The organism is Ramlibacter pinisoli (assembly GCF_009758015.1).
Classification (GTDB): Bacteria; Pseudomonadota; Gammaproteobacteria; order Burkholderiales; family Burkholderiaceae_C; genus Ramlibacter; species Ramlibacter pinisoli.
This window is the reverse complement of sequence record NZ_WSEL01000009.1, coordinates 1,891,699-1,907,068: the sequence shown is the minus strand read 5'-3', so window position 1 is coordinate 1,907,068 and position 15,370 is coordinate 1,891,699. Positions and strand designations below refer to the sequence as shown.

General features: G+C 71.4%; 11 protein-coding genes. 5 read left to right on the top strand and 6 right to left on the bottom strand.

The features are described from left to right. The first annotated feature begins 3 nt into the window (after positions 1 to 3). Genes phnY through GON04_RS23455 form a run of 4 tightly spaced genes read left to right on the top strand, consistent with a single transcriptional unit; the run spans position 4 to position 5,291 of the window. Positions 4 to 1,479 carry a phosphonoacetaldehyde dehydrogenase gene (phnY, locus tag GON04_RS23470; RefSeq protein WP_370530022.1) on the top strand — a complete coding sequence of 492 codons (1,476 nt, stop codon included), beginning with the start codon at positions 4 to 6 and terminating at the stop codon, positions 1,477 to 1,479. Next, a complete protein-coding gene (locus GON04_RS23465) occupies positions 1,470 to 2,024 on the top strand; it encodes a phosphonate degradation HD-domain oxygenase (protein WP_157400384.1) in 555 nt (184 codons plus the stop codon). Before phnY ends, GON04_RS23465 begins: the two co-directional genes overlap by 10 nt. Next, a complete protein-coding gene (locus tag GON04_RS23460; protein ID WP_157400383.1) occupies positions 2,021 to 2,878 on the top strand; it encodes an EamA family transporter in 858 nt (285 codons plus the stop codon). Before GON04_RS23465 ends, GON04_RS23460 begins: the two co-directional genes overlap by 4 nt. A 4-nt stretch (positions 2,879 to 2,882) precedes the next feature. Continuing rightward, on the top strand, positions 2,883 to 5,291 hold the full coding sequence (locus GON04_RS23455; protein ID WP_157400382.1) for a GcvT family protein: 2,409 nt from the start codon (positions 2,883 to 2,885) through the stop codon (positions 5,289 to 5,291). A gap of 6 nt (positions 5,292 to 5,297) precedes the next feature. Here the strand turns inward: GON04_RS23455 and GON04_RS23450 are convergent, their stop codons facing one another. The 5 genes from GON04_RS23450 to GON04_RS23430 form a co-directional block, all read right to left on the bottom strand. After that, positions 5,298 to 6,968, bottom strand: a complete 1,671-nt coding sequence (locus GON04_RS23450) for a Na/Pi cotransporter family protein (protein ID WP_157400381.1) — start codon at positions 6,966 to 6,968, stop codon at positions 5,298 to 5,300. A gap of 78 nt (positions 6,969 to 7,046) precedes the next feature. Further along, a complete protein-coding gene (locus GON04_RS23445) occupies positions 7,047 to 8,714 on the bottom strand; it encodes an FAD-dependent oxidoreductase (RefSeq protein ID WP_157400380.1) in 1,668 nt (555 codons plus the stop codon). 57 nt (positions 8,715 to 8,771) lie between these two features. After that, a complete protein-coding gene (lspA, locus tag GON04_RS23440) occupies positions 8,772 to 9,278 on the bottom strand; it encodes a signal peptidase II (protein ID WP_157400379.1) in 507 nt (168 codons plus the stop codon). Then, positions 9,278 to 12,127, bottom strand: coding sequence for an isoleucine--tRNA ligase (gene ileS, locus GON04_RS23435; RefSeq protein ID WP_157400378.1), 2,850 nt, complete (start codon positions 12,125 to 12,127; stop codon positions 9,278 to 9,280). Before ileS ends, lspA begins: the two co-directional genes overlap by 1 nt. 112 nt (positions 12,128 to 12,239) lie before the next feature. Beyond that, a complete protein-coding gene (locus tag GON04_RS23430) occupies positions 12,240 to 13,238 on the bottom strand; it encodes a bifunctional riboflavin kinase/FAD synthetase (RefSeq protein WP_157400377.1) in 999 nt (332 codons plus the stop codon). Between the two features lie 135 nt (positions 13,239 to 13,373). On the opposite strand from GON04_RS23430, the gene GON04_RS23425 reads away from it, so the two are divergent. Beyond that, positions 13,374 to 13,931, top strand: a complete 558-nt coding sequence (locus GON04_RS23425) for an HNH endonuclease (RefSeq protein WP_157400376.1) — start codon at positions 13,374 to 13,376, stop codon at positions 13,929 to 13,931. 18 nt (positions 13,932 to 13,949) lie between these two features. On the opposite strand, the gene GON04_RS23420 is transcribed toward GON04_RS23425, so the two are convergent. Next, positions 13,950 to 15,323 (bottom strand): alpha/beta fold hydrolase, encoded by a 1,374-nt coding sequence (locus GON04_RS23420; RefSeq protein ID WP_338051038.1) that lies wholly within the window; start codon positions 15,321 to 15,323, stop codon positions 13,950 to 13,952. Between the last annotated feature and the right edge of the window lie 47 nt (positions 15,324 to 15,370).

Sequence of the window (15,370 nt, the reverse complement as noted above, 5' to 3'; positions counted from 1 at the left end):
CCGATGGCTGCCACGTCCGCATCGATGGCCGAGTTCATCCGCGAGCAGGCCCTGGACCGCATGCGCATCGCCGGCCGCCAGGTCGGTGCCGGGCGCGAGGGTGAGCGCGCGATCGCCGTCTTCAACCCCGCGACCGGCGAGCGCCTGGGCAGCGTGCCCAAGGCGACCCTCGAGGAGGTGCGCCAGGCCTTCGAGACCGCACACGCCTTCCGGCCCCGGCTCACGCGGTCCGAGCGCGCCGCCATCCTGCAGAAGGCGGCCGCCCTCATCCGCGAGCGGCTGGACGAGGTGGCCGGCCTGATCACCGCCGAATCGGGGCTGTGCCGCAAGGATTCGGTCTACGAGGCCGGGCGCGTCAGCGACGTGCTGCTGTTCGGCGCCAACGAGGTGCTGCGCGACGACGGCCAGATCTTCAGCTGCGACCTCACGCCGCACGGCAAGAAGCGCCGGGTGTACACCCAGCGCGCGCCGCTGCTGGGCGTGATCAGCGCCATCACGCCGTTCAACCATCCGATGAACCAGGTGGCGCACAAGGTCGTGCCCAGCGTCGCCACCAACAACCGCATGGTGCTCAAGCCGTCGGAGAAGGTGCCGTTCTCGGCCATCCTGTTCGCCGACATCCTCTACCAGGCCGGCCTGCCGCCGGAGATGCTGAGCGTGGTGACGGGCGACCCGCGCGAGATCGCCGACGAGCTGATCACCAACCCGCGCGTCGACCTGGTGACGTTCACCGGCGGCGTCGCCATCGGCAAGGCCATCGCCGCCAAGGCCGGCTACCGCCGCATCGTGCTCGAGCTCGGCGGCAACGATCCCATCATCGTGATGGAGGATGCCGACCTCGACGAGGCCTCCACGCTGGCGGTGCAGGGTTCCTACAAGAACTCGGGCCAGCGCTGCACCGCCATCAAGCGCCTGCTGGTGCACGAGGCGGTGGCGGGCCGCTTCACTGAGCTGGTGGTCGACAAGACCCGGGCCTGGAAGCACGGCGATCCGCTCGATCCGGGCAACGACATGGGCACGGTGATCGACGAGGCGGCCGCCAGCCTGTTCGAGGCGCGCGTGCACGAGGCGGTCGGCCAAGGCGCGCGGCTGCTGGTGGGTAACCAGCGGCGCGGCGCGTTCTACTCGCCCACCGTGCTCGACAACGTCCAGCCCGGGATGACCGTTGTGCGCGAGGAGACCTTCGGGCCGGTGTCGCCCATCATCCGTTTCCGCGACATCGACGACGCGATCCGCATCGCCGACGGGACGGCCTACGGCCTGTCCAGCGCCGTGTGCACCAACCGGCTGGACTACATCACGCGGTTCGTCGACGAACTGCACGTCGGCACCGTCAACGTGCGCGAGGTGCCCGGCTACCGGCTGGAGCTCACGCCGTTCGGCGGCATCAAGGATTCCGGGCTGGGCTACAAGGAGGGGGTGCAGGAAGCGATGAAGAGCTTCACCAACCTCAAGACCTACTCGCTGCCATGGCCCTGACGCTGGACGACATCGGGGTCCTGTTCGACCGCCGCGGCGGCGAGCAGTACAGCGGCGAGCCGGTCACCCAGCTCGAACACGCGCTGCAGACGGCGCACAGGGCCGAACAGGCCGGTGCCGGCGACGGCCTCGTGACCGCCTGCCTGCTGCACGACCTGGGCCACCTGGTGCACGACCTGGGTGCTACGCCCACCCTGCGCGGCATCGACGACGTGCACCAGCACCTGGCCCTCCCGTTCCTGCGCGGGCTGTTCCCGGACCAGGTGCTGGGAGCCATCGGCGGCCATGTCGACGCCAAGCGCTATCTCTGCGCCGTGCGGCCCGGCTACCAGGAGGCGCTGTCGGAGGACTCGAAGCGCTCGCTGCGGCTGCAGGGCGGCGTGTTCACCCCGGTCCAGGCCGACGCCTTCATCGCCCGGCCCGGCGCTGCCGACGCGGTGCGCTTGCGCGAGTGGGACGACCTGGCCAAGGTCGCGGGAGCGGCCACGCCGCCGCTGGCGCACTTCCTCGAGCGGGCCCGGCGCTGCGCGCTGCGCGCGGCATGACCCTCACCTGGCCCGTGGCGGCGGCGGTGCTCCTGGGCGCGCTGCTGCACGCGGGCTGGAACGCACTGGTGAAGTCCAGCACCGACAAGGCGCTGGACACGGCGGTCATCCACGTCATCGGCTCCCTGCTCGGCCTGCCGCTGCTGCTGCTGGCAGGCCTGCCGCCGGCGGCCGCCTGGCCGTTCATCCTGGCGTCGGTGGTCATCCACATCGGCTACTACATCGCGCTCACCGGCGCCTACCGCCATGGCGACCTCGGGCTGACTTATCCGCTGATGCGCGGCCTGGGGCCGATGCTGGTGGCGCTATCGTCCACGCTCACGGTGGGCGAGCAGCTGTCGCCGACGGCCTGGGCCGGGGTGCTCGGCGTCTGCGCCGGCGTGCTGGTGCTGGGCCTGTCCAGCCATGCGCTGGAGCGGCCCCAGGCGGTCGGCTTCGCGCTGGCCAACGCCGTGGTCATTGCGATCTATACGGTGGTCGATGCGCTCGGTGCGCGCACCGCGGTGCGCGAGGGCGGCAGCGCGCTGCAGTACATCGCGGCGCTATTCGTGCTGGACGGCTGGCCGTTCGGATTGCTGGTGCTGCATCGGCGCGGTTTCGCCGTCGCCTGGCCGTACGCGCGCGCCCGGGCGCCGCTGGCCACCATCGGCGCCGCCGCGTCGCTGGGCTCGTACGGCATCGCGCTGTGGGCCATGACGCGTGCGCCGGTCGCGGTGGTCGCGGCGCTGCGCGAGACCTCGGTGCTGTTCGCGGCCCTGCTGGGCACCTGGCTGCTGCGCGAGTCCTTCAGCATCCGCCGCGCCACCGGCACCGCCGTGATCGTGGCGGGCGTCGTCGCCTTGCGACTGGGATGACACCATGACCCTGCCGACCCATGCCCGCATCGTCATCGTCGGTGGCGGCATCGCCGGCTGCTCCACCGCCTACCACCTGGCCAAGGCGGGCTGCACCGGCGTGCTGCTGCTGGAGCAGGGCAAGCTCACCAGCGGCACCACCTGGCACGCCGCGGGGCTGGTGGGCCAGATGCGGCCGAATCGCAGCATGACCGCGATGAGCCGCTACGGCATCGAGCTGTATGCCACCCTGGAGCAGGAGACCGGCCTGGCCACCGGCTGGAAGCAGTGTGGCAGCGTCAACGTCGCCCGCACGCCCGAGCGCCTCCAGGTGCTGCGCCGGCAGCTGGCGCTGGCGCGCAGCTTCGGCGTCGAGTGCCACGAGATCTCGCCAGCGGAGGCGGGCGAGCTCTACCCGGTGATGCGCACCGACGACCTGCAGGGCGCGATCTGGCTGCCGGGCGACGGCAAGGCCAACCCGGCCGACCTGTGCATGTCGCTCGCCAAGGGGGCCCGCCAGCGCGGCGTGGCCATGCACGAGGACATCGAGGTGACCGGCGTGCTGGTGGAGAACGGGCGGGTGACCGGCGTGCGCACTGCGCAGGGCGAGGTGCGCTGCGAGGCGCTGGTCAACTGCGCCGGCCAGTGGGCCCGCCAGTTCGGCGCGCTGGCCGGCGTCAACGTGCCGCTCTATCCGGCCGAGCACTTCTACATCGTCACCGGCCGCATCCCGGGGGTGCATCCCATGCTGCCGGTGATGCGCGACCCGGACGGCTACATCTACTACAAGGAGGAGGTCGGCGGCCTGCTGATGGGCGGGTTCGAGCCGAAGGCCAAGCCGTGGCGCGTCGACCCGATCCCGTCCACCTTCCAGTTCCAGCTGCTCGACGAGGACTGGGACCAGTTCGAGATCCTGATGACCAACGCCATCCAGCGCACGCCCTGCCTGGAGACGGCCGAAGTGAAGATGCTGCTGAACGGGCCCGAGAGCTTCACGCCCGACGGCAATTTCATCCTCGGCGAGGCGCCGGGGCTGCGCGGCTACTTCGTCTGCGCCGGCTTCAATTCGGCCGGCATCGCCAACAGCGGCGGCGCCGGCCGCCTGATGGCCGAGTGGATCCTGGCCGGCGAGCCGCCGATGGACCTGTGGGAGGTCGACATCCGGCGCTTCGGTGCCTTCACCGGCAACCGCCAGGCACTGGCCGAGCGCACCGGCGAGACCCTGGGCCTGCACTACGCGATGCGCTGGCCGCGCCAGGAACTGCAGACGGCGCGGCCGCTGCGCACGTCGCCGCTGTACGACCTGCTGGCCACGCGCGGCGCCGAGTTCGGCAGCAAGAACGGCTGGGAGCGCGCCAACTACTTCCGCCCACCGGGGGCGCAACGGCCGGCCGACACGCTCGGCACGCCGGGCTGGCTGCCCTGGGTGCAGGCCGAGCAGCGGGCCACGCGCGAGGCGGTCGCGCTGTACGACCAGACCTCGTTCGGCAAGCTGCTGCTGCAGGGCCGCGACGCGCTCGCGGTGCTGCAGCGCCTGTGCGCCAACGAGATGGACGTGCCGGTCGGGCGGATGGTGTACACGCCGCTGCTCAATGCGCGCGGCGGCATCGAGAGCGACCTGACGGTGCTGCGCCAGGCCGCCGACCGCTTCCTGCTGGTCACCGGTTCCGCGCAGCCCACCCGCGATGCCGACTGGATCGAGCGCCACATCGGCGCCGGCGAGCATGCCGTGCTGACCGACGTCTCGGCCCTGACCAGCGTCCTGTCGGTCATGGGGCCCAGGGCGCGTGCGTTGCTGGCCCGGGTGAGCCCGGACGACCTGTCGCCCGAGGCGCTGAAGTTCTCGTGGACGCGCGAGATCGACCTCGGCCACGCCCGCGTGCGCGCGGCCCGCATGAGCTACGTGGGCGGGCCGGGGTTCGAGCTGCACGTGCCGGTGGAGATGGCGCGCCATGTCTACCTGGCCCTGCACGCGGCCGGCAAGGACCTCGGGCTGAAGGATGCCGGCTACTACGCACTGGACGCGTTGCGCATCGAGCAGGGCCGGCGCGCCTGGGGCGCCGAGCTGGGCCCCGACGAGACGCCCTGGCAGGCCGGGCTGATGGCCGGCGTGCGGCTGGACAAGCCGGTGGACTTCCTGGGCCGCGCGGCGCTGCTGGCGGCGCAGGGCCAGCCCCTGGGCAAGAAGCTGGTGGCGCTGGTGGTGGACGGCGGCGCCTGGCCCTGGGGCGGCGAGACCATCCTGGTCGGCGGACAACCGGCCGGGGAGATCACGTCGGCCGGCTACAGCCCGCTGGCCGGCGGCTGCGTGGCCCTGGGTTACGTGCGCGAGGCGGCGGCGCAGCTGCCGCACGCCGGGACGCCGGCCCGCATTGACCTCTGGGGAGAGGCGGTGGCGGTGCGGCTGTTCGACCGCTGGCCGCCGCGCGCCTGAGGCGCCTCAGCTGGTGACGCCGTCCTTGGCCAGCACGTCGCTGCGCAGGCGGCTGGGGGCCAGTGCGCCGGCCGACTCCAGGATGGGGTAGGCGATCGAGCAGATGTGCGAGTTGATGCGCTTGAGGTCGCTGATCAGGTCGATGTGCAGCGAGCTGGTCTCGATGCTCTGCACCGTGTTGCCGGACAGGCGCGACAGGTGGGTGGCGGCGTAGGCATGCTCGAGGTCGCGGAAGCGCGCCTTTTCCTCCAGCAGCTTCTGCGCGTCGCGCACCGACCCGTTCAGGAACACGCTCATGCCCAGGCGCAGGTTGTCGACCAGCCGCGCGTGCAGCTCGCAGATCTCGGCCATGCCGGCCTCGGAGAAGCTGCGGCCCTTGCGGATCTTCTTGTCCTCGATGTCGATCAGGATGCGCTCGATCGTGTCGCCGATCTGCTCCATGTTGATCGTGAAGCTGATGATGTCGGTCCAGCGCCGGCTTTCCTCCTCGCCCAGCGCCTCGCGCGAGATCTTGGTTAGGTAGTACTTGATGGCGGAATAGAGCTCGTCGACCGTGTCATCGAGCTTGCGCAGGTCCTCGGCCAGCCGCAGGTCGTTGGTGCGGATCACGGTGAGGATGCCCAGCAGCATGGTCTCGACCACGTCGGCCTGGTGCAGCGCCTCGCGGGCGGCGCACGAGATGGCCAGCGAGGGGGTGCCCAGGGCCGAGGGGTCGAGGTGGTGCGGCCGGTTGCCGGCCGGGCCCCGCTCGGGCTTGGGCAGCCAGCGGGTGGCAGCGCGGGCGATGGGATGCACCAGGCCGAGGAACAGCACCGCCATCGCCAGGTTCAGCGTCAGGTGGAACAGCACCACGGTGGACACCGTGGGGCCGAGGTGGGGCCGCAGGTGCGTGAGCCACAGCCCGATGCACGGCGCCGCCAGCGCCACGCCGATGCACTTGAACAGCAGGTTGCCCAGCGGCACGTGGCGCACCTCGACGGCGGAGCGCGAGGTGGTCAGCACGCCCAGCAGGCCGCTGCCCAGGTTGGCGCCCAGCACCAGGCCCAGCGCCATGTCGACCGGCACGATGCCCGAGGCGGCCAGGGTCGCCGTCAGCAGCACGATGGCCAGGCTGGAATACGACAACAGGGCGAGCACGGCGCCGGTCGTGATCTCCAGCAGCAGGTCGCTGTTGATCGAGGCCAGCAGCGCCCGCACCACCGGCGACTGCACCATCACCTGGGTCGCCTCGGAGATCAGGCGCAGGGCCAGCAGCATCAGGCCGAGGCCGATGAGCACGCGCCCGAAGCGGCCGACGTTGGTGGAAGGCCGGGAGATGAACAGCACCACGCCGCTGAAGATCAGCAGCGGCGACAGCCAGGACAGGTCGAACGAGAAGATCACCGTGACCAGGCTGGTGCCGACGTCGGCCCCCAGCATGACGGCCAGCGCCAGCGGCAGCGTGATCAGGCCCTGGCCGACGAAGGCGGCGACGATCAGGGCGGTGGCGGTGCTCGATTGCAGCAGCGCGGTGACGCCGACCCCGGCCAGCGCCGCGTTGACCCGGTTCCTGCCGACGCTGCGGGCCAGCACCTGGCGCAGGTTGGCGCCGAACACCCGCAGGATGCCCGTGCGGACGAGGTGGGTGCCCCAGACCAGCAACGCCACGGCCGCCAGCAGGTTGAGCAGATGCTTCATGCTTGAAGCATCCGATGATACGGGCGGCTGGGCGGTGCGGTGTCGTTCCCGCGCATCACCGGAGCCGCCGGCTGGCGGTCATGCCCGGCTCTCCTGGGTCCGGGCCTCCAGGTAGCGGTGCAGGGCCGCCACCACGGCGGCGCCCTCGCCGATGGCTGCCCCGACCCGCTTGGTGGAGCCGGCGCGGACGTCGCCCACCGCGAACACGCCCGCCAGGCTGGATTCGAGCTCGCCGCGCCCGGGCCCGCCGGTGACCACGAAGCCGGCCCGGTCCAGTGCCACGCCGCAGCCGGCCAGGAAGGCGGTTTCGGGCGAGGCGCCGATGAAGAGGAACAGGTTGCGCACCGGCCGCCGCGTGACGGCGCCGGTATCGCGGTCCTGCCAGGCCACGTCGGACAGGTGCCCGCCGGCGTCGCCGTCGAGTTCCACCAGTTCCTGCCGGGGCAGGACGGTGATGTTGCGGGCCGCCGCGATGCGGTCGACCAGGTAGCGCGACATGGTGGCCGCCAGCGCGGCGCCGCGCACCAGCATGGTCACCTGCGCGGCATGCGCGGCCAGGAAGACCGCGGCCTGGCCGGCGGAGTTGCCGCCGCCCACCAGCACCACGTGCTCGCCCTTGCACAGGCGCGCCTCGATCGGCGAGGCCCAGTACCAGACCCCGCGGCCCTCGAAGGCCGGCAGGTTGCGCGCCTCGGGGCGGTTGTAGCGTGCCCCGGTGGCGACCACGACGGCCCGGGCGCGCAGCTGGCGGCCGTCGGTCAGGTGCAGGGTCGGCGCGTCCATGCCGGCGCCGCACTCCAGCGTCTCGACCTGGGCCGGCACCAGCACCCGGGCCCCGAACTTCTGCGCCTGCACGTAGGCGCGGCCGGCCAGGGCCTGGCCCGAGATGCCGGTCGGGAAGCCCAGGTAGTTCTCGATGCGGGCGCTCGCGCCGGCCTGGCCGCCGAAGGCGCGGCAGTCCAGGGCGACCACCTCCAGCCCTTCGCTGGCGGCGTAGACCGCGGTCGCCAGGCCGGCGGGCCCGGCGCCGATGATGGCGACGTCGAACAGCTGCTGCTGCTCGCCGGCATCGAGCAGGCCCAGGCAGCGCGCCAGCGCGTGCTCGTCCGGGTCGACCAGGATGCTGCCGTCCGGGCAGACCGCCAGCATCTCGTGCGGCCGGTTGGCGTACTGCGAGGCGAGCGCGCAGGCGCTGGCGTCCTCGCGCGGGCTGATCACGTGGTAGGGCTGGCCGTTGCGGCGCAGGAAGTGCTCCAGCCGCACCAGGTGCGGCCCCTGGGCGTCGCCGATCAGCACGGCGCCGGCCGCCCCGCGTTCGATCAGCGCCACCCGGCGCAGGATCAGGGCGCGCGTGATGCGCTCGCCTAGGTCGGCCTCGGCGGTCAGCAGCGCGCGCAGCTGTGGCGGCGGCACCAGGATGGCTTCGACCGCTTCGTCGGCGACCCCGTCCACCAGCGCCGGCGCTCCCGAGAGCTGTCCGACTTCGCCGAGGAACGACCCCGGCCCCTCGCGGACGATGGGCGCCACGTGCCCCAGCCCATCGCGCTGGCAGATGGTGACGACGCCGCGCAGCAGCAGGAACAGGCCCGGCCCGGGCTGGCCGGCGCGGAACAGGTACTCGCCGGCCGCGTACTGCCGGGCGGAGCCGAACCGTGCCGCCCGGGCGAGGTCGTCCTCGCCGAGCACCGGGAACATCTGCTCGCGCCGGCCAATGAAGGAATCGAACGCTTCGGGAAGGTCGGCCATGCGGCTAGCCTGCGGGGATTCCCGCCGGCCGTCAACCCGGCGGCCGCGCCGCGCAGGTCAGCCGCTGCGCCGCACGCGCCGCAGCTCGTCGACGACGAGGCCGATGGCGCCCAGCGTGATGCCGCTGTCGGCCACATTGAAGGCCGGGAAGAACCAGCCGCCGTAGTGGACCTGCAGGAAGTCGACCACGTAGCCGTGCAGCAGGCGGTCGACCAGGTTGCCGACCGCGCCGCCCAGGATGAGCGCCAGCGACAGGCAGAACAGCTTCTGCCCCGGATGGGTGCGCAGCATCCAGACGATGAAGACGACGGCGGCCACGGCGATGCCGGTGAACAGCCAGCGCTGCCAGCCGGAGGCCGCGGCCAGGAACGAGAACGCCGCCCCCGTGTTGTGGGCTCGCACGATGTTGAAGAAGCTGGTGATCGTGGTGGAGTCGCCCAGCCGGTAGTAGCCGAGGATCAGGACCTTGGTGAACTGGTCGGCGATCAGCAGGATGAAGGCCAGCCCGAGCCAGGGCAGCAGGCTGCCGGCGGGCGACGCGCTGCGGAGGGCGGCGCGGGCCATCAGGCGTGGTGCCGGTCTTCGCCGGTGCCGTACAGGTTGCTGACGCAGCGGCCGCAGATCGCCGGATGGGCGGGGTCGGCACCGACGTCGGCACGCCAGTGCCAGCAGCGCTCGCACTTGGTGTCGGTCGACGGCACCGCCTGCACGCCCAGGGCCTCGCCGGCCGCCAGGGCGATCGCCGAGGTGATGAAGACGAACTTCAGGTCCTCGCCCAGGCCGGCCAGCAGCGCGTGGTCGGCCGCCGGCGCGGTGACGGTGAGGTTGGCCTGCAGCGAGGAGCCGACGGCGCCGCTCGCGCGCACCGCCTCGATCTCCTTGTTGGCCAGGTCGCGGATCTCGCGGATGCGGTTCCACTTGGCCAGCAGGGCCTCGTCGGGCGCGCCCAGCTCGGCGTACTCCTCCAGGAAGATCGAGTCGGAAGTGCCGAACACCTGCCAGGCTTCCTCGGCCGTGAAGCTGAGGAAGGGCGCCATCCAGCGCAGCATGGCGTGCGTGATGGTCCACAGCGCGGTCTGCGCGCTGCGGCGGGCGAGCGACTTGGCGCCGGTGGTGTAGAGCCGGTCCTTCAGGATGTCGAGGTAGAACGCACCCAGGTCCTCGGAGCAGTAGACCTGCAGCTTGGCCACCACCGGGTGGAACTCGTAGACCTCGTAGTGCGCCAGCACCTCGGCCTGGAACTGGGCCGCGCGGCTCAGGGCGTAGCGGTCGATCTCGAGCAGCTCGGCCATGGGCACCGCGTCCTTGGCCGGGTCGAAGTCGCTCACGTTGGCCAGCAGGAAGCGCAGCGTGTTGCGGATGCGGCGGTAGGCGTCGACCACCCGCGCCAGGATCTTGTCGTCGCCGGCGATGTCGCCGGAGTAGTCGGAGGCGGCCACCCACAGGCGGATGATCTCGGCACCCAGCTTCTTCCAGGTCTCCTGCGGATCGACGCCGTTGCCCAGCGACTTGCTCATCTTGCGGCCCTGGCTGTCGACGGTGAAGCCGTGCGTGAGCAGGCCGCGGTAGGGCGCGCGCCCGTACATCGCGCAGGCGGTGAGCAGCGACGAGTGGAACCAGCCGCGGTGCTGGTCGTGGCCCTCGAGGTAGAGATCGGCCTCGGGGCCGTTCTCGTGCGCGCTGCCCGGGTGCGAGCCCTTGAGCACGGTGGTGTGCGTGGTGCCCGAGTCGAACCACACTTCCAGGATGTCGGTGCTCTTGGTGTACTGCGGCGCATCGGCCGCCGCGCCGACACGGCCCAGGATGTCCTCCGGCGTGGCCTTGCTCCAGGCCTCGATGCCCCCGGCCTGCACCATGTCGGCCGCCAGGTCGAGGATCTCCATCGTCTTCGGATGCAGCTCGTGGGTGTCCTTGTGCAGGAAGAAGGGCAGGGGCACGCCCCAGCTGCGCTGGCGGCTGATGCACCAGTCGGGGCGGCCGGCGATCATGTCGTGCAGGCGCGCCTTGCCGTTCTCGGGGAAGAAGCCGGTTTCCTCGATCGCGGCCAGCGCCATCTGGCGCAGCGTTTGCGGCGCCTTGTCGCGGGTGAACACGCCTTCGCCTTCGTCCATGCGTATGAACCACTGGGCGGCGGCGCGGTAGATGACCGGCGACTTGTGGCGCCAGCAGTGCGGGTAGCTGTGGGCGATGGTCTCGGTGGCGAACAGGCGGCCGGCCTTGTCCAGCGTCTCGATGACGACCGGTGCGGCCTTCCAGATGTTCTGGCCGCCGAACAGGGCGAAGTCGGGCGCGTAGCTGCCGTTGCCCTGCACCGGGTTGAGGATGTCGTCGTAGGACAGGCCGTGGGCGATGCAGCTGTTGAAGTCGTCCAGGCCGTAGGCCGGCGAGGAGTGGACGATGCCGGTGCCGTCCTCCGCGGTGGCGTAGTCGGCCAGGTAGACCGGCGACAGGCGCCGGTAGGCCGCGTCGACCTCGTACAGCGGATGCCGGAACTGCAGGCCGTCGAGCGCCTGCCCCTTGGCAGTGGCGACCACCTCGCCGGTGAGCTGGTAGCGCGCCAGCGCCTTCTCGACCAGCGACGCGGCCAGCACGACGTAGCCGCGCGGGGTGTCGACCAGGGCGTAGTCGAGTTCCGGGTTCAGGTTCAGCGCCTGGTTGGCCGGGATGGTCCAGGCGGTGGTGGTCCAGATGACGACGAAGGCATCCTGCGCCTTGGGCAGCGCCGCCAGGCCGAAGGCCCGGGCCAGGGCCGCCGGGTCGTGGGCCAGGAAGCCGACGTCCAGCGTCTGCGACTTCTTGTCGGCGTACTCGATCTCGAACTCGGCCAGCGAGGAGCCGCAATCGAAGCACCAGTAGACCGGCTTGAGGCCGCGGTAGACGAAGCCGCGCTCGATGACGCGCTTGAAGGCGCGGATCTCGTCGGCCTCGTTGCGCAGGTCCATGGTGCGGTAGGGGTGCTCCCAGTCGCCCAGCACGCCCAGCCGCTTGAAGTCGGCCATCTGGATGCCGATCTGCTCGGTGGCGAAGGCGCGGCTCTTGGCCTGCATCTCGTCGCGCGGCAGGTTGCGGCCGAACTTCTTCTCGATCGCGTTCTCGATCGGCAGCCCGTGGCAGTCCCAGCCCGGGATGTAGGCCGCGTCCAGCCCCTTGAGCTGGCGCGACTTGACGATCATGTCCTTGAGCACCTTGTTCACCGCGTGGCCCATGTGGATCTGGCCGTTGGCGTACGGCGGGCCGTCGTGCAGGATGAACTTCTGGCGGCCGCGGCGGGCGACGCGCAGGCGCTTGTACAGGCCCTCGTCCTCCCACTGCTTCACCCAGCCCGGCTCGCGACGGGGCAGGTCGCCGCGCATCGGGAACGGGGTGTCGGGCAGGTTGAGGGTGGCGCGGTAATCGGTTTTCTGGTCGGACATGCTGGGGCCTCGGGGGCTGCGACAAGCTCAGCCCGGTCGGGCCGCAGGGGGGCGAAGTGCGCGGGTCCGGTCGCCCTGAGCCTGTCGAGGCGGCGAGCGGCGGGGGCGCCCCCTAAATTCGGTCGCGGGTGGTCTGGCGGCGGGTGGACGCGAAGAAGGCGCGGGCGTCGGCGCAATCGCGCGCAATGCCGGCACGCAGCGCTTCCAGGCTGTCGTACTTCAGCTCGTCGTGCAGTTTGCGCAGCAGGTCCACCCGGACGATTTTACCGTAGCCCCCCTGCGCCCCGAGCTGGCTGGGCCATTCCAGGCAGTGGGTCTCCAGCAGCACGCGCCCGCCGTTGACATCGCGCGGATCCAGTGACGGCCGCACCCCGAGGTTGGCCACACCCGGCAGCGGGTCGGCCACCAGGCCGTGGACCTGGACCGCGAAGATGCCCGAGGCGGCCGGTTTCCAGTGCGAGAAGCGCAGGTTCAGGGTGGGGAAGCCGAGGTCGCGGCCGAGCTTGCGCCCGTGGACGACGTGGCCGCTGATGCTGTACGGACGGCCCAGCAGGGCGGCGACCCCGTCCATGTCGGCACTGGCCAGGGCGTCGCGCACGGCCGAACTGGAGACGCGCAGGTTGCGCACCTCGTAGCTGTTCATGCGTGCGACATCGAACCCCCGCGCCTGGCCGGCCGCATCCAGCATCGCGTAATCGCCGGCGCGCTTGGCGCCGAAGCGAAAGTCGTCGCCCACGAGCACGTAGCGGGCCCCGAGGCCGCGCACCAGCACCTCGTCGATGAAGACGTCGGGAACCTGGCTCGACAAACGCGCATCGAACGGAAGGACCACGCACTGGTCGACCCCGCACGCGGTCAGCTCGCCCAGCTTGTCGCGCAGGGTGGCGATGCGTGCGGGCGCCAGTTCGGGCTTGCGGGCCACGGCGGCGAAGTAGTCGCGTGGGTGCGGCTCGAACGTCAGAACGCAGCTGGGCACGCCGCGGTGGCGCGCCTCGCTGTTCAGCAGCGCCAGCATGGCCTGGTGGCCGCGATGGACGCCGTCGAAATTGCCGATCGTGACGGCGCATGCCGGCGCGATGCCGGGATGGTGGAAGCCGCGGAAGATGTGCATGCCGGCGTCGATATCGTTTTGATAGCGCCCGGTCTCGGCGCGCAGGGGCGCCGCGGGCGAAATGTCGCTGAATCAGGGTATATTGTGCTTGCTGTTCCGTTCGCTGTTCGCCCGTTGTCGTGGAAGGAGCGTTCGTTGAAGGTCTTGAAGTTGTCCGGCCAGGGTCTGCCGCAGTCCTGGATTTCCCTCGAGCAGGCGGTGCTGCACTATGCCGCCGATGAGGTGCGCTGGGAGGTCGGCGCACAGGTTGCGCTGTTCCGTGGCGGCCACAACGCCATGACCGGCGAGCAGTCGCTCATCGCCGTCAGCAGCATCATCGGCACCAAGGGGGTGCCGAACATCAACCCCTTCGACCTCAAGCCCGGCCTCACCAACGGCAAGCTGTTCGCCCGCGACCGCAACATCTGCGCTTACTGCGGCGGCGATTTCCACGAGGATGAGCTCACCCGCGAGCACATCATTCCCTTCGCGCAGAACGGCAAGGACCACTGGATGAACGTGGTGACGGCATGCCGTGCCTGCAACCACCGCAAGAGCAACCGCACGCCCGAGCAGGCCCGCATGCCGCTGCTCTACGCGCCCTACGTTCCCAGCCTGTGGGAAGACTTCATCCTGCGCAACCGGCGCATCCTGGCCGACCAGATGGAGTTCCTGATGGCGCACCTGCCCAAGTCCTCGCGCCTGCACGGCTAGCGGCACCGGGCCGTCCGGTCAGTCGGTCAGCTCGAGCACCGACACCCGGTTCTGCGCTAGCGGCCAGCTGCGGCCTACCACCTTCTCCCCATTGAATTCGGCCACCACGGTGCGCGGCAGGCCGGCCGGCTGGATGCGCGAGCTGGCGACGCCGGCCCCCGGCAGCGCGCCCGGCGGCGGCGTCTGGCCGTCGAACGCCATGCGGTCGCGGGTCGGATCGAAGTAGCCACGCGGGCGCGTCATGAGCACCAGGGCCGGCGCGTCGCGGTCGGCGCCGGGCACCCGCTCGGGGCGCAGGTGCACGATTGCGCTCGAGCGCGGGAAGGGGCTGCGGTAGACATGCGTGGTGGCGTAGCCGGGTGCCGCCACGACGAACTCGAGCCGGGTCTCGGGCGTGGTGGCGAGCGGGCCCCAGCGGCCGTCCGGTCCAATGGCCTGCGACAGCAGCGCGGGGCCGCGGCGCTCGCCGGTGCCGGCGTCGACGGCGTACACCGCCAGCGTCGCGCCCGGCAGCGGCAGGTTGTTCGGCAGGTTGCCCGAGGCCGGATCGGTGGACGACACGCCCAGCCCGCTGACCTGGCCGGACAGCACGACGCGCGGCTCGGGAACGACGGCCGGCTGGGCCGGCGGACGGCCGGTGAGGAACTGGTGCATGGCGGCGAAGGCGGCCGGCGACAGCGCCGTCTCGCGGTGGTCGATGCGCGGGATCACCACGTTGGTGGCGCCCTTCAGTTCGGGGCCGGCGGCCGTCACGTGGGTCGGCTGGCCGCGCCGGCCGATCCACAGGCCGTCCGGCTGCGCGAACTTGTCGTTGCCGTCGGAGCGGATCGTCAGCCAGCGCACCGGGCCGGTCACCTCGTCGCCCTGCGCGTTGCGTGGCGTGTTCAGCGCGCGCAGGAACGGACCGGTGCCGTTGAACTCGCTGTTCGGCTGGAAATCGGGCAGCGCCCACACGCCGTGGTTCGGCGTTCCACCGAGGATGGCATGGCTCACGCGGTCGGCACCCGGGCCGTTCTGGATGTAGTCGCGCACGGCATTGCCGCCGCGCGACAGGGCGACCAGCACCACCTGCCCGGCACCCGTGGCCTGCAGCATGCGGTCGACCTCCGCCCGCAGGTGGTTGCGGAAGTCGGCCGAGGTGCTGCGTCCCGGCTGCGGCCGGGCGTGGTCCTCGGTGGCGGTGGGATAGGGCAGGTCGATGGCGTGCAGGCGTTCGCGCGGCCAGCCGTTCGATTCGAACCGCCACAGCAGCGACTGGAAGATCGATGCGCTGTCGCCGTTGCCGTGGACGAAGACGATGGGCGGCAGGTCGGCACCCCCGCGGGTGGAGGCGCAGGCGGCGAGCAGCGCGGTCGCGGCCGACGCGGCCAGCAGGTCTCGACGGGTGGTCACGGATGTCTCCTTGTCGGCGGGCCAAAAGAAATGCCCGCGGGGCGCGG